Origin of the sequence: Sulfuricurvum sp. (genome assembly GCF_023229695.1) — a bacterium.
Lineage (GTDB): Bacteria > Campylobacterota > Campylobacteria > Campylobacterales > Sulfurimonadaceae > Sulfuricurvum.
In genome coordinates this window covers 54,027-67,835 of sequence record NZ_JALNYS010000002.1, presented here as the reverse complement: position 1 = coordinate 67,835, position 13,809 = coordinate 54,027, and the positions used below count along the sequence as shown (strand labels likewise).

The 13,809-nt window shown below is 46.7% G+C and carries 16 protein-coding genes; 10 read left to right on the top strand and 6 right to left on the bottom strand.

Features of this window, described 5'->3' with window-relative positions; all coding sequences use genetic code 11:
* Nucleotides 1–14: 14 nt before the first annotated feature.
* From M0P91_RS01725 to tpx, 5 genes are all read left to right on the top strand, one after another.
* Nucleotides 15–773 carry a phosphatidate cytidylyltransferase gene (locus M0P91_RS01725; RefSeq protein ID WP_295063615.1) on the top strand — a complete coding sequence of 253 codons (759 nt, stop codon included), beginning with the start codon at nucleotides 15–17 and terminating at the stop codon, nucleotides 771–773.
* The gene (gene dxr / locus M0P91_RS01720; protein ID WP_295063613.1) at nucleotides 770–1,846 is read left to right on the top strand and encodes a 1-deoxy-D-xylulose-5-phosphate reductoisomerase; all 1,077 of its coding nucleotides are present in this window, start codon (nucleotides 770–772) and stop codon (nucleotides 1,844–1,846) included. Before M0P91_RS01725 ends, dxr begins: the two co-directional genes overlap by 4 nt.
* Nucleotides 1,840–2,367 (top strand): alpha/beta hydrolase, encoded by a 528-nt coding sequence (locus M0P91_RS01715; protein WP_295063611.1) that lies wholly within the window; start codon nucleotides 1,840–1,842, stop codon nucleotides 2,365–2,367. Before dxr ends, M0P91_RS01715 begins: the two co-directional genes overlap by 7 nt.
* Before the next feature lie 115 nt (nucleotides 2,368–2,482).
* Nucleotides 2,483–3,460 carry a tRNA (adenosine(37)-N6)-threonylcarbamoyltransferase complex transferase subunit TsaD gene (gene tsaD, locus M0P91_RS01710; RefSeq protein ID WP_295063609.1) on the top strand — a complete coding sequence of 326 codons (978 nt, stop codon included), beginning with the start codon at nucleotides 2,483–2,485 and terminating at the stop codon, nucleotides 3,458–3,460.
* 95 nt (nucleotides 3,461–3,555) lie between these two features.
* Nucleotides 3,556–4,059: a thiol peroxidase gene (gene tpx / locus M0P91_RS01705; protein ID WP_295063606.1), complete on the top strand. Its 504-nt coding sequence runs from the start codon at nucleotides 3,556–3,558 to the stop codon at nucleotides 4,057–4,059.
* A gap of 55 nt (nucleotides 4,060–4,114) precedes the next feature.
* Here tpx and M0P91_RS01700 read toward each other — a convergent pair whose 3' ends face one another.
* The 4 genes from M0P91_RS01700 to recA are packed head-to-tail and all read right to left on the bottom strand — an operon-like array spanning nucleotide 4,115 to nucleotide 7,372.
* Nucleotides 4,115–4,750 (bottom strand): AMIN domain-containing protein, encoded by a 636-nt coding sequence (locus tag M0P91_RS01700; protein WP_295063603.1) that lies wholly within the window; start codon nucleotides 4,748–4,750, stop codon nucleotides 4,115–4,117.
* Nucleotides 4,751–4,782: 32 nt separating this feature from the next.
* Entirely contained in the window at nucleotides 4,783–5,070 is a 288-nt protein-coding gene (locus M0P91_RS01695) for a hypothetical protein (RefSeq protein ID WP_295063600.1), read from the bottom strand.
* Entirely contained in the window at nucleotides 5,070–6,338 is a 1,269-nt protein-coding gene (gene eno, locus M0P91_RS01690) for a phosphopyruvate hydratase (RefSeq protein ID WP_295063597.1), read from the bottom strand. The genes M0P91_RS01695 and eno overlap by 1 nt, the downstream gene beginning before the upstream one ends.
* Entirely contained in the window at nucleotides 6,335–7,372 is a 1,038-nt protein-coding gene (gene recA, locus M0P91_RS01685) for a recombinase RecA (protein ID WP_295063979.1), read from the bottom strand. Before recA ends, eno begins: the two co-directional genes overlap by 4 nt.
* Nucleotides 7,373–7,650: 278 nt before the next feature.
* On the opposite strand from recA, the gene M0P91_RS01680 reads away from it, so the two are divergent.
* The 5 genes from M0P91_RS01680 to ccoG all read left to right on the top strand — a co-directional run bounded on the left by M0P91_RS01680 (nucleotide 7,651) and on the right by ccoG (nucleotide 12,002).
* Nucleotides 7,651–8,514, top strand: coding sequence for a menaquinone biosynthesis family protein (locus M0P91_RS01680; protein WP_295063594.1), 864 nt, complete (start codon nucleotides 7,651–7,653; stop codon nucleotides 8,512–8,514).
* 1 nt (nucleotide 8,515) lies between these two features.
* A complete protein-coding gene (gene fliQ / locus M0P91_RS01675) occupies nucleotides 8,516–8,785 on the top strand; it encodes a flagellar biosynthesis protein FliQ (protein WP_295063591.1) in 270 nt (89 codons plus the stop codon).
* Between the two features lie 246 nt (nucleotides 8,786–9,031).
* A complete protein-coding gene (locus M0P91_RS01670; RefSeq protein ID WP_295063589.1) occupies nucleotides 9,032–9,817 on the top strand; it encodes a UDP-N-acetylmuramate dehydrogenase in 786 nt (261 codons plus the stop codon).
* 89 nt (nucleotides 9,818–9,906) lie between these two features.
* Nucleotides 9,907–10,566 carry a recombinase family protein gene (locus M0P91_RS01665; protein ID WP_295063587.1) on the top strand — a complete coding sequence of 220 codons (660 nt, stop codon included), beginning with the start codon at nucleotides 9,907–9,909 and terminating at the stop codon, nucleotides 10,564–10,566.
* Nucleotides 10,563–12,002 carry a cytochrome c oxidase accessory protein CcoG gene (ccoG, locus tag M0P91_RS01660; RefSeq protein WP_295063584.1) on the top strand — a complete coding sequence of 480 codons (1,440 nt, stop codon included), beginning with the start codon at nucleotides 10,563–10,565 and terminating at the stop codon, nucleotides 12,000–12,002. Before M0P91_RS01665 ends, ccoG begins: the two co-directional genes overlap by 4 nt.
* Before the next feature lie 93 nt (nucleotides 12,003–12,095).
* Here ccoG and M0P91_RS01655 read toward each other — a convergent pair whose 3' ends face one another.
* Both M0P91_RS01655 and purM read right to left on the bottom strand, forming a co-directional pair.
* Nucleotides 12,096–12,536, bottom strand: a complete 441-nt coding sequence (locus M0P91_RS01655) for a heme-binding domain-containing protein (protein WP_295063581.1) — start codon at nucleotides 12,534–12,536, stop codon at nucleotides 12,096–12,098.
* 116 nt (nucleotides 12,537–12,652) lie between these two features.
* Nucleotides 12,653–13,648, bottom strand: a complete 996-nt coding sequence (gene purM / locus M0P91_RS01650) for a phosphoribosylformylglycinamidine cyclo-ligase (RefSeq protein ID WP_295063577.1) — start codon at nucleotides 13,646–13,648, stop codon at nucleotides 12,653–12,655.
* Between the last annotated feature and the right edge of the window lie 161 nt (nucleotides 13,649–13,809).

Here is a 13,809-nt window from a genome sequence, read left to right as displayed (position 1 = left end):
CATTGGTTAATCATATGCAAATCGTAAAAAATTCAACAAAAGATCGTATTGTTACGGCAATCGTCCTTGTGGGTGCAGCCCTTGTCGTAGGGCTCATTAATAACTTTTGGCTTATGTGGCTGGTGATGGGGATTATTTATATCCTTGCATTTTACGAAGCGACACAGCTGTTCGGGATCAGTAACAATTCCCTCTATGCCTATGCGGCGATCCTCTGGCTGGCGGCAGCCGTTTATCCCTACGGAGATGATCTTCTGATTATCGCGGGGCTTGTGTTCGCGGCCGCTGTCGCGTACACCCAAAACCTTCCGTGGAAAAACTTTCTCCCCTTTATTTACCCCAGCGCCGGGATGCTGTATATGCTCGGGATGTATCAAGAATACGGGATTAGCGCACTCTTATGGCTTTTGGTCGTTGTGGCGTCGGCCGATATCGGTGCGTATGTTGTCGGGCGCAGCATCGGAAAAACCCCTTTTAGCCTCTCTTCTCCGAGCAAAACCCGCGAAGGGGTATACGGCGGTATTATCATCGCGACGGCGGCCGGTTTCTTTATCGGTATCACGATCGTTGATATGGATAAAGCGATCATTATTTCGATGATGGCGGCAATCGGTGCGGTATTCGGGGATCTTTTTGAGAGCTATCTCAAGCGCAAGGCCGGGGTAAAAGACAGCGGATCGATCTTGCCGGGGCACGGCGGTGTCCTTGACCGGATTGACGGTTATCTGTTTGCCTCCATCGTTATGCTGGTATTGCTGCGGGGTCTTAATTGATCCTTTTAGGATCTACCGGTTCTATCGGCGTGAATACTCTGCGCATCGCGGAGCAATTCGGGCTGAATGTCGATACTCTGGTTGCGGGACGCAACATTGAACGTTTAAACTCCCAAATCCGTCAACACTCTCCAAGGCAGGTTATTGTCATGCGCGAAGAGGATTGTTCTCGTGTCGAGCATCCTAATGTCCGTTCCGGTGAAGCGGCTATTTTGGACGCGATTGAAAATTCGGCGTCGGAAAGCGTTATTAACGCATTGGTTGGATTTGCGGGATTTCGACCAACCTTGAAAGCACTTGAATGCGGTAAAAAAGTGGCATTGGCGAACAAAGAGTCCTTGGTCGTCGGCGGTGCCTTTGTCGATACGTCCCGTATTATCCCCATCGATAGCGAACATTTCGGTTTATGGTATCTGAACCAGACATCACGGCCGGTGAGTCGGATGGTGATTACCGCCAGCGGCGGAGCGTTCCGTGATTGGCCCCTTGAAGCGCTTAAAAATGCTACCCTTGAAGATGCCCTGAAGCACCCGAATTGGTCGATGGGTCAGAAAATTACGATTGACAGTGCCTCGATGATGAATAAGCTTTTTGAACTGCTTGAGGCCCGTTGGCTTTTCGGAGAAGGGGAATATGATGCCCTGATCGAGACGAAATCGCTTATCCATGCCCTCATTGATTATCAAGACGGTTCTACGACCGCCCATTTTGCCCACGCCGATATGCGCCTTCCTATCGCTTATGCATTGATGGGAAAAGTGGATACCCCGATCGTGGAGCGTATTGATCTGAGCCGTATCGCATCGCTTGAATTTCGCCCTATCGAACCGGAGCGCTACCCGCTTTGGTCGATTAAAGAGGAGATGCTGCGCGATCCCCGTTCCGGAGTCGTTTTGAATGCTGCCAATGAAGCCTCAATTGAGCTTTTTGTTGCCGGCAAGATTGGATTCGTAGAGATTTCGCGTCGTATCTTAATGGCGTACGACCATTTTCCAGACCGACCCGATTCGGTAGACGAGGTCTTTGATATCGATGCACGGGTTCGTGCGTATATCCGGAGTTTGGCATGTTAAAGGTATTGATTCTGCATGGATGGCACGGGAGCGATCTGCCCCATTGGCAAGGATGGCTGGCACAACAACTCGTCCTTGAAAACTGTATTGTCGCATTCCCGCAGTTTTCCGACAAAATGAATCCCGACAAGGGTGTATGGATACAGGAGGCCCTTGACGCCATCGAAACCCTCTCCCCGGATGTTGTTGTATGCCATTCACTCGGCAATACGTTGTGGTTTCATTTAGCTAAGCTATTGAATCAGCCGGTAAAAAAACTCCTTTTGTGTGCTCCTCCGAGAGATTTGAACGATTATCGTGAGGTTTCATCGTTTTTTCCGGTAGAACTCCCTTCCGATCTTCATGCAACGCAGGTATTGATGGTCGTTTCCGACAATGATCCCTATATGAGCCAAGAAGAGTCCATATCGCTTGCCTTCAAATTAAATGTCCCGTTAAAAATAATCAAATCGGCGGGTCATATTAATACTCTTTCGGGTTATGGTGCATGGCCGTGGGTCAAAGAGTGGGTAGTTTCATGAGAGTGAATGATCAAAGCGCGGCTTGCTGCGCGCGGGCGTCACTCCGAGGGAAACACAGCGTTAGCGTAGCCAATCGGGGTTTTGCTCCGATGGCGTATCAAAAGCGAGGGATCGTATGATACTGAGCATAGAAAGTAGCTGCGATGACAGTTCGATCGCCATTACCGACATTGCGACGAAGAGATTGATTTTTCATAAAAAAATTTCCCAAGAGCTTGAACACTCTAAATACGGCGGCGTTGTCCCTGAGCTTGCCAGCCGGTTGCACGCCGAGACGTTGCCAAAAATTTTAAGCGAATGCGCGCCGTGGTTTAAGGAGCTTAAAGCCGTTGCCGTGACCAATGAACCGGGGCTGGGTGTTACCCTGATAGAGGGGGTGACAATGGCCAAGGCGTTGAGCATTACGCTGGGAATACCGTTAATCCCGATTAACCATCTTATCGGCCACATCTACTCTTTGTTTATAGAGAAAGAGGCTCTCTTTCCTATGACGGTACTTCTGGTTTCGGGCGGTCACACGCAGCTGATTGAAGTTGAATCGCATGAGTCGGTTCATACGGTAGCGACGACAATGGATGACAGTTACGGCGAAAGTTTTGACAAGGTAGCCAAAATGATGGGATTAGGATATCCAGGAGGTCCGGTCGTTGAGCGGTTGGCACAAAGCGGTGACGCTGGCCGTTTTGATTTCACCGTCCCCTTGTGGCAATCTCCTTTGATCGCGTTTAGCTACTCGGGATTAAAAAATCAGATCCGCTTGGCGGTTGAGAGGGGAGTGCCGGAGGATTATCCCCACATTGCCGCCTCTTTTCAGCGGGTTGCGACCGAGCACCTTATCCAAAAGGTGAAAAAGTATTGCAAAACCCGACCTCCGAAACACTTTGCCATCGTCGGAGGCGCAAGTGCCAACATCTATCTCCGTCAGCGTCTTGAGTCTCTTCTGAAGGGTTTTAATACCCCCCTTTATGTGGCGGAACTTCGCTATTGTTCGGACAATGCCGCGATGATCGGGCGTGTCGCTATCGAAGAGTATGCCCGTGGCCGAAACCGTGATTATCGGAGTATCCCTATTAATCCTCGTTGTAAACTGTAGGTTTCCTTAAAGCAAAACAGCTCTTTTAGAATTCAGACTATAATTATCCGATTTATGTACAATTTCCCCATCAAATTAAAATACAGGAGCCTAAGATGGCAACGACAAAATTCAAAGGTACAGACGTAGAACTTCTAGGAAACACCGTAAACGTAGGGGACAAAGCGCCGGAAATTACCGTTGTTAATTCAGCTGGTTTGGGTGATGTTGTCGTAGGTGGCGCTCAAGGCAAAAAACAACTTATCATCGTTGTTCCTTCATTGGATACAGGTGTATGTGCTACTGAAACACGTAATTTTAATGCAAAAGCAGCAGGACTTAACGATGTAATCACTACAATCGTTTCGTTGGACCTACCGTTTGCGGCAGGCCGTTTTTGCCAGGCAGAAGGTATTGATAACCTAACGGTATGTTCAGACTTCCGTAATAAAGAGTTTGCAAATGCATACGGTGTATTGCTTGGCGGTTCAGTACTTGCGGGTGTAACGTGCCGTGCAATCTTCGCAGTAAACGAAGAAGGTATCGTAACCTACAAAGAGATCGTTCCTGAAATCACGGAAGAACCAAATTACGACGCTGCATTGGCTGCTGTAAGCTAAATTCTCTATCCCCTCCGGGGATATATCTTCTCGCCCTTTAATCAACCTCTACGTATCATTTGCAACTAATTGAAATTAACCCGCCGTTATTCTTTAAAACGTAATCGTAGCTTCCGTCAAGTATCAGCACCGCACGGATAAATTTTCCCTGATTTGAAACGTTGACCGAAACATAAGGGGGCGCATTGAGATTTTTTTCTTTTGTCGTAAAAATATCTTTGCGCTTAAAATCAATAACAATACGATTAGGTTCCGTGAGGGCAAAATGGCGTATCATGGGATCGTTGGATTTCAGGGTTAAAATCTTCCCCTTTGTATCAATGCGGATAAATCCAAAATCGGCGGAAGAGCTGCTTTTGGAGGGGGCAGAACACGTTTCGGCAGCATCAACGGGCCGATTGGGATGTGCCGATTGCGAAACCGTGAGCGATGTATGCCAGTCAATGCTTTTATCGACGCTCAGCGTATGCGTTTCGATCGTTCCGTCGACATTTTGGACCGTAAAGCTGACTTCCTTGAGGGTTCGTGCCTGATTGGGAAGATTGTAACGGAGTGCGGTGAGGGGGGGCAGTGTATCGGGAATATTGGAGGTAACGGGAAGCGTAAGGGCCTTTTCGGCAGGAAAAAAAGGATTTTCACGTGCCGCTGCCGCATTGATAAGTATGGCACACACCAAAAGTGTTTTTCTCACACTGTCCCTTTACATTCAACTAGAGTACGGATTTATGGATAATCCGAATCGAGCTCTTTGAGCTCAAAATATTGTTTTTGAAGGGCGGCATTTTCGCTCTTAAGCCTCTCAATATCGTTCATGAGATAATCTTGATGCTCTTCAAGATCAAGAAGAACCGAGAGAGAATTATTTCCGAAAAAAATAAACCCCAAATAGATCCCCAATAGAAGAACAAAACCCGAAGCGATAAAAAACTTTTTGGTAGAGAGACCGAAATAACGTTCGGTCAAACTTTCGGTATAGGTATCGCTATCGAAGAGTTGATCGGTTTGATCCATTATTGAAACAAGGATGTCCCAAGATATTCACCGTACATAACTTCGGTTTCAATTTCAAGAAGACGGTTGTATTTGGCGGTACGTTCGCCGCGCGCAGTTGAACCGGTCTTAATTTCTCCACAGTTAAGGGCCACCGCAAAATCGGCGATGAATGCATCTTCACTTTCGCCTGAGCGGTGTGACATGATACATTTGTAGCCGTTACGTTGCGCAAGACGTACGGTTAACATCGTTTCGGAGACGGAACCGATTTGATTGGGTTTGATCAAAATAGCGTTTCCGATCCCTTTTTCAATCCCTTCGGCAAGGATATTGGCATTGGTAACAAACAGATCATCTCCGACAAGCTGTACTTTTGAACCGAGACGCTCTGTGAGGATTTTCCATCCCGCCCAGTCATCTTCGCTCAAGCCGTCTTCGATTGAGACGATCGGATATTTGGCACACAGAGCATCATAATATCCGACGAGCTCTTCAGAGGTAACGGTTCGGTTTTCTGAATCGAGTCGGTAGCCCCCGTCGGTAACGAGTTCGGACGCAGCGACATCCAGCGCGATGGCAATCTGCTCACCCGCTTTGTATCCCGCTTTTTCGATTGCTTCCATGATCACCTGAATCGGCTCTTCGTTTGAGCTTAAATCCGGAGCAAAGCCCCCCTCATCTCCGAGTGCGGTATTCGCTCCGCGCTCTTTTAGAATTTTTTTGAGGTTATGATACACTTCTGCCGAAGCGCGAAGCCCTTCGCTGAAATCGGTGAACCCGATCGGCATAATCATGTATTCTTGGAAATCGACACTGTTATCGGCATGGCTTCCGCCGTTGATGATGTTGAGCATCGGTACCGGGATGACCATGGCGTTCGCGCCGCCAAGATAGCGATATAGCGGAATTCCAAGGCTTTTTGCCGCTGCACGGGCCACTGCCATCGATACCCCCAACACGGCATTGGCACCGAGATTGGAATAGTTTTCCGTCCCGTCTACCTCTTTCATGACCGCGTCTACCATCGCTTGATTATAGGGGCTGAGTCCCATAATTGCTTCGGCAATATCGGTATTCACATGCTCTACCGCTTTTAAAACCCCTTTGCCCATGTAACGTTCGTCGCCGTCGCGCAATTCCAACGCTTCACGTTTTCCCGTACTGGCACCGCTGGGAACAATTGCGCTTTCACGCGTACCGTCACTCAATTGGACCGTTGCTTTAACTGTAGGATTTCCGCGGGAATCCATAACTTCAATCGCACTTACTTCATCAATAAAAATCATTCGTCTACCTCACTTATATCAGATGCATCCATGATAATGATGTTGGCAACACCCATGGCTGTTTTAATCTTCTCTTCGATTCGGCGTGCCAATTCCGGATCGTCTTTAAATTTTTGTTTAACGTTTTCACGCCCTTGTCCGAGCTTTGTCTCTTCAAAACTGAACCAGGCACCGCTTTTATCAATGATATCGAGTTTGACGCCGTAATCGACAAGTTCTCCCTCTTTCGAGATCCCTTCGCCGAACATGATATCAAATTCTGCTTGACGAAAAGGGGGTGCCACTTTATTTTTGACCACTTTTGCTTTAACCCGGTTTCCGATTTGACTCTCCCCTTGTTTGAGGGTAGCAATTTTACGGACATCAATCCGGACCGATGCGTAAAATTTAAGGGCATTCCCTCCCGTTGTCGTTTCGGGCGAACCGTAGCCCATGGTTCCGATTTTCATACGAATCTGGTTGATAAAAATAATCGTACAGTTCATTTTGTGCATGATACCGGTGAGTTTACGCAACGCTTTTGACATTAAACGCGCTTGAACACCCACCTGCTGATCGTTCATCTCCCCTTCGATTTCCACTTTCGGGGTAAGAGCCGCGACCGAATCGATGACGATTAGATCCACTGCACCGCTGCGTACGATGGTCTCCACGATATCAAGAGCCTGTTCTCCGTAATCGGGTTGAGAGACAAGTAGATTTTCGACATCAACGCCGAGATTTTTTGCATAGCCGACATCCAACGCATGTTCGGCATCGATAAAGGCACATACGCCGCCGTTTTTTTGGCATTCAGCAGTAATCTGGAGGCTTAGGGTCGTTTTTCCCGAACTTTCCGGGCCGTATATTTCCACGACGCGCCCTTCGGGAACTCCGCCGATTCCAAGGGCGAGATCCAGACCGATAGAACCGGTACTGATGGCGTTGATGGGCTCAATCTCTTTATCTCCCAGTCGCATCAACGTCCCTTTTCCAAAGGTTTTATCGATCTGCTTCATCGCCAAGTCCAGCGATTTTTGTTTATTAGGATCCATCATGCTCCACGCTCCTGCGGTTAATATCTAAAAGTTGGTACAATAATATGACAATTTGAAATATAATTTAAAAATATTGCATTGTGCCATAATAGTGATTCGCACTTATGGAATAGGGATATTTTAGCGTTATTTGGTTAAAATTTAATTGAGACACAAATCTAAACGCCAAAAGAGATAAAATCCCTTTTGGCTACGCTAGCCGCTCTAGCGCTGAAGCTAGCCTCTTTGAGACAGAAAATTAAGCAAAATTATATGATGAAATAGTAGGATTCAATGTGAAAAAAATGGTTATTGCCCATTCTCCCGATGCCGATGATATTTTTATGTATTACGCGATCAAATTTGGTTGGGTCGGGAAAAAAAATACTGTTTTTGAGAACATCGCTCTGGATATCGAGACCCTGAATACGGAGGCGCTTAAAGGGACCTATGACATTAGCGCTATCAGCTTCGGATTGTATCCCCATATTCGAGACGATTATGCTCTCCTTAAAACGGCCGTGAGCTTCGGAAGCGGTTACGGACCCAAGTTGATTCGTAAAAAAGAAACGATTCTAAAGCGCCGTTTTAAGGTTGCTCTGAGTGGAAAATATACGACCAACGCACTCCTTTTCCGGATAGCGTATCCCGATGCAAAAATTGTTTACATGAATTTTTTAGAGATTGAACAGGCGGTTTTAAACGGTGTCGTGGATGCGGGTGTTTTGATCCACGAGAGTATTTTGGGATACGACGAATCGTTAGAAGTGGAGCGTGAGCTTTGGGATGTGTGGTGCAATTTGGCAGGGGATGCCCTCCCGCTTCCGCTGGGCGGGATGGCAATTCGCCGTTCCTTGCCGCTCACCTCCGCCATTGAGTATGAGAACATTTTAACCAAAGCGGTTCAAATCGCAAGGGACCATAAAGGGTCCCTCTCGAAAATGTTGATGGAGCGCTCGTTGGTACGGATCGACGCGCCAACCCTTGAGAAATATTTGGAACTGTATGCGAACGATGACTCTATTTCTCTGAGTGAGCTTCAGTATAAAGCGATCGAAACGCTGTTCAGTCTCGGTTATGAGCACGGATTTTTTGATGCACGGATTAATCCGCAGGATTTTACGATCCCCTCAGAGTATACGAAAATGAGATTTGCATAAAATGTTAGAAGAAGAACTGGTCGGATTAGGGGTTGAAACATTTAAGCTGGCAATGCTTCTGGCCCTCCCTTCACTGCTGGTGGGGATGTTTTTGGGATTGGCCGTCAGTATTTTTCAGGCAACCACCCAGATCAACGAACAAACCCTCAGTTTTATCCCGAAAATTGTTGGGATTGTTATCGTCATCGTTCTGACGATGCCGTGGATGATGAGCGAGATGGAGGATTTTACGATTCGGATGTTTAATCTGATACCGACTTTTATGCAATAATTGTTATACGCGATCATTGTCCGTTTAGTGCGGCAGAATCCCCATACCCGTTTGTCCCCTTTACTGATGTTACGCACTTTTCGGGCAAAGCCCGTAAAATGGCAGGGACAGATGTCCCTGCAACCCCCTGAAGCTACCCGCATCTTTCGGATGCGGGAGAGATAACCAATCTCTAAATTGCACTTTTGAAAAAAGTGCGTAAGGTCAGTCCTTTATATATCACTGTCGGGAGTAGTATCTACCATTATGCAGACTAAAATCATCGATTTTTCCAAATTCAGTTCCATACGGATCGGCCCGAAGGTCAATGTTGCCTTGATTCAACAGGATCAGATTCCGAAAGGTCACGTCATTATCGGATCGGCGAACAATATCCTGGTCTCTCCGACACCGCCGCCGCTGATGATCCTCTCGAAGGAATACGATTTTATCCGATCGGAAGGGGATCGCCTTGTTATCGGTGCCGCAACGCCGGGAGGACGAGTCGTATCGTATTGCAAAAAAAATGATATTGCCCATTTCGAATACCTTTCAAAGCTCCCCGGGACTCTCGGCGGAATGTTGAAAATGAATGCGGGGCTCAAAGAGTACGAAATTTTTAATTATTTGGTTGCGATTCGAACGAAAAACGGATGGATACCCAAAGAAGAGATTGAGTACGGATATCGTAAAACATCGATTGATGATGTTGTCTTCGAAGCTATTTTCATAGCGGAGAAAGGATTTTCTTTGGAACGTTTGGAGATGTTTGCCCAAATGCGTTCCAATCAGCCATCCGAGCCCAGTGCCGGAAGTTGTTTTAAAAATCCTCCCGGCGATTATGCGGGACGGCTGATTGAAGCGGTTGGGCTAAAGGGGCTACGGCAGGGGATGATGGCTTTTAGCGAAGTGCATGCCAATTTCCTTGTCAATTACGGGGGCGGTACTTTTGCCGATGCACTGACCCTGATTCGAGAAGCGCAATTGAGGGTTAAAGAAGCGTTCGGAATCGACCTGCAATGCGAAATTGTGATGATAGACGCAACAAAATGACGATAAAATAGATATTCATATTGACTTTTATCGTCAAAATGCGTTAGAATGACGATGAAAATCAAAAATAAGAAGGGTATGATCGTTAAATGATAGTCAGTTATATACGCCCTGATAAAGATTTCGATGGGATTTATGAGCAGCTGAAGTTGATTAATACCTATGTTGACCAAAAAAAATTTGGGGTGAACGAAGAGCTGATTGACCAAATCTCGCAAAATAAACGGATAACGGAACGCCATGAGGTGGTCAATTTTTTCCGTACGTTGAACGAGGATACCCTGATTGTTTATGATACGTGGACATTGAGCAGCCATATCGAAGATTTGGTGCAAATGTTAAGCTGTTTGCTCAAAAACGGCAATACGATCCATTTGGTAAAACAGGGGGTCGTGATTGACCGTAAAAGTGATACAATGGTCGTTTTGGGTCTGATAGATCAGCTCCGCCAGCAAATTCAGGAAGATGCAAAAAAGGGGATAGGGCGTCCGAAAGGATCCAAGTCTTCTTCGAAATTTGATATCTATCTGGATGAGATCCTTTTGCTGTTAAAAAACGGCAAAAGTGTGAGCGAAATTTCTCGGATTTTAGAGGTGAGCCGCAGTTCATTAAAAGATTATATTGAATCGCGTGAGCTGAAAGAGGTTGTCCGAGGTGTCTTGATAGGCAGTGATGAAGATGCGGAAGCAATGGTCGTCAGCACGATCAAGTGTCCGGTTGTTGGAATAATTTCAAAGGAGAATGAATGAGTGAGAAGAGAGTTTCAAACACAAAAGAGTATCTGGCCGGATGGATTCCGCTGCGGATTCGGCGGTATTGGGCATATGGGTTAATGACCCTCTTTTCGCTTATCGTTCCATGGATACAGGTGAATGGAAATCATCTGTTTTTATTGAGTTTTGACAAATTGAAACTTGAGTTGATGTTTGTTCAGTTTGATATGCAGGAGCTGTATCTGATGCCGTTTTTGCTGATGATCTTGTTTCTCGGGATCTTCGGATTAACGGTACTGGGTGGACGGGTATTTTGCGGATGGATGTGTCCTCAAACCATTTTTCGGGTTATCTATCGTGATCTGATTGAGACAAAACTTCTCGGTTTGCGTAAGCGGATTAAAAACAAGCAGCAAGAACCGGATTATTCAAAAATAGAGAATAAGATAAAACGGGTGCTTGCCATCGTGATATGGACCGGATTGTCTTTTATCGCAGCAGCGGATCTGATGTGGTTTTTCGTCCCGCCGGAAGATTTTATCGTGTACCTGCAAAATCCTGCAGATCACCCTGTTTTGTTCGGATCGATTCTCGGAATTGTCCTCTTTTTGATTTACGATGTCATTTTTTTGAAAGAAAACTTTTGTGTGTATGTCTGTCCCTATTCCCGTATTCAATCGGTCTTGTACGATGACGATACGATTATGGCCATTTATAATCCGAATCGGGGGGGAGATATCTACAATGAGAATAAAGAGAAGGTGTTTAGCACCCAAAAATCTCTCCTCTCCGTCAATCCGAATGCCGAGTGTACGGCGTGCGAGAGTTGTGTAACGGTCTGTCCGACCCATATTGATATCCGACAAGGGCTTCAGCTGGAGTGTATCAACTGTCTGGAATGTGTTGATGCGTGTACCGAAGTGATGGGCAAGCTCGGGAAACCCTCTCTGATCGAGTGGTCAAGTGAAAAAGAGACACTGTTTCAGAAAGGGAAAACCAATTATTTTCGTCCTAAGATTATCGGGTACGGCGTTATCTTGGTCATAACGGCGATTATTATGGTCATGATGGGAAGTAAAAAAGAGCATATGCTACTGAACATCAATAAAGAAAACCGTCTCTATTCGATCAATCATACCAATGACGGAAAAATCAGAGTCGATAATGCCTATACGTTTTTGCTCCAGAATACCTTGAATGAAGATCACAAGTACTATTTTGATGTAATCGCCCCAAAAGGGATGGAAGGGAAAATTAAAATTTCTGAACCGGAGGGACCGTTTAACGTCGTTCCGGGAATCAAAAAGAAAAAAGTGGTTATCCTCTCCACTACCGATATGTTGGTCAAGGATGAGCGAAAAGATACGATCATTCCGATTGTGATCCGTGCCTATGCCATTGACACGAAAGAGAAGGTGATTGTAACCCGTGAGTCAACGTTTACGTTTCCGCGCTCGGATTTATTACAATAATACGCCAATCGGAACGTCTCCCTATTGGCTACGCTGAGCCCACCTCGGCGGTGCGCCCACGCATGCTTGGATGTAATGTACGCTGACGCGTGATTACTTCTCTTCCGCCTCTTCTTTCCCGAATGTTTTTTCCAATCCGTTGATCAGCTCTTGCTTCTCTCCATCGGTGAGTCTTGCTTCCGGATGGGTCGGGAGATAAAACCATGGCGGCATTTCCCCCTCCCGTACCTCTTTTGCCCCATCTTCTCCTTCATTCTTTTTCTGCACTCCCCATGCCGAGACATTGAAGTGTTCACGCCCCTCATCCACATCCCGTTGGATGAGCCAGGAGATCGGGGCTATATGGGTATACCACGGATAGGTTGTCTGATGCGAATGACAATTGGCACACGCATTATCAAAAAGTTCTTTGGTGTGCGGCGAGTCCCATTTGGGCTCACTGATGATGGGGGGGTTGGTATGGTTTTTTCCGTAGGGGATAAATTGTATCACAATCGCGGCTATTGCAACGCCTGCAAGAATTTTTCCTTTCATGGGTATCTCCTTTAAGATAGGGTCGTAATAGGATTATACATCGAAAGAGGGAAAAGAGGAAAGAAAAAAGGGTAGGTCAAAGGATGAAAGGGCGATCGCCCTTTCGGGGATCCGATTTATACGAGGAGCGCTTCACGCGTCCCGGCTTCGAGGTGACCGATAACGTAACCGTCGGTAGAGGCAAGGACGTCAGTCACATCGGCTTCCTTGACGACGAGGATCATCCCGACCCCCATATTGAAGGCACGGAACATTTCGGCACGTTCGACATGTTGGCCGATCAATTCAAAAATAGGGAGAACCCGGATCGAAGATTCCGTGATGAGGGCACGCAGCCCTTCGGGCAATACACGCGGGAAGTTCTCGACAATCCCGCCACCCGTAATGTGGGCAAGCGCTTGAATTTTATCTTTTAACGCTTTGAATGTTTTGACATAGATGCGTGTTGGCGTAAGAAGGGTTTCGATAAGAGGTTTTCCTTCGAACTCATCCTCGAACTTCATCCCCATTTTTTCGAACAGTACTTTGCGGGCCAATGAGAATCCGTTGGAGTGCAATCCTGAGCTTGGAAGAGCGATGAGAATATCTCCTGCAGCGACTTTGTCGGTACGGTCGAGTTCGCTTTTCTCCCCGATCCCCACCGCAAACCCGGCAAGATCATAGTCATCGGCGTGGTACATCCCCGGCATTTCGGCGGTTTCACCGCCGATGAGGGCACACTCGGCTTGACGGCACCCTTCCGCGATACCGCTGACTACGGCAGTTGCTGCGGCAACATCAAGTTTGCCGGTGGCATAATAATCAAGGAAAAAAGAGGGGGTTCCGAAATTACAAATCAGGTCATTGACACACATCGCAACCAAATCGATACCGACGGTAGAGTGGATCCCCGAATCAATAGCCAGTTTGAGTTTGGTTCCGACACCGTCGGTTGCGGCGAGCATGACCGGTTCTTTGTACCCGGTCGGGAGTTCAAACGCCCCGGCAAACGAGCCGATACCGCCAAGGACACCGGGAATAGCCGTCGACTTGACGAGAGGTTTGATATTTTCGACAAAACTGTTACCTGCATCAATATCGACACCGGCATCTTTATAGCTGATTTGGCTCATGAAAGTCCTCACCTGTTTTAGTAGCGAAATTGTAACGAATCTTCCTTTTAAACGATATTAGAGAAACAATCGTCAAATCGTCAACCCGATCGTTCCTCAATTCTTTAATATTTAAGGGAGGGGCGGAATATTCAATACGCTTTAATCTCCGCGTGTTACAA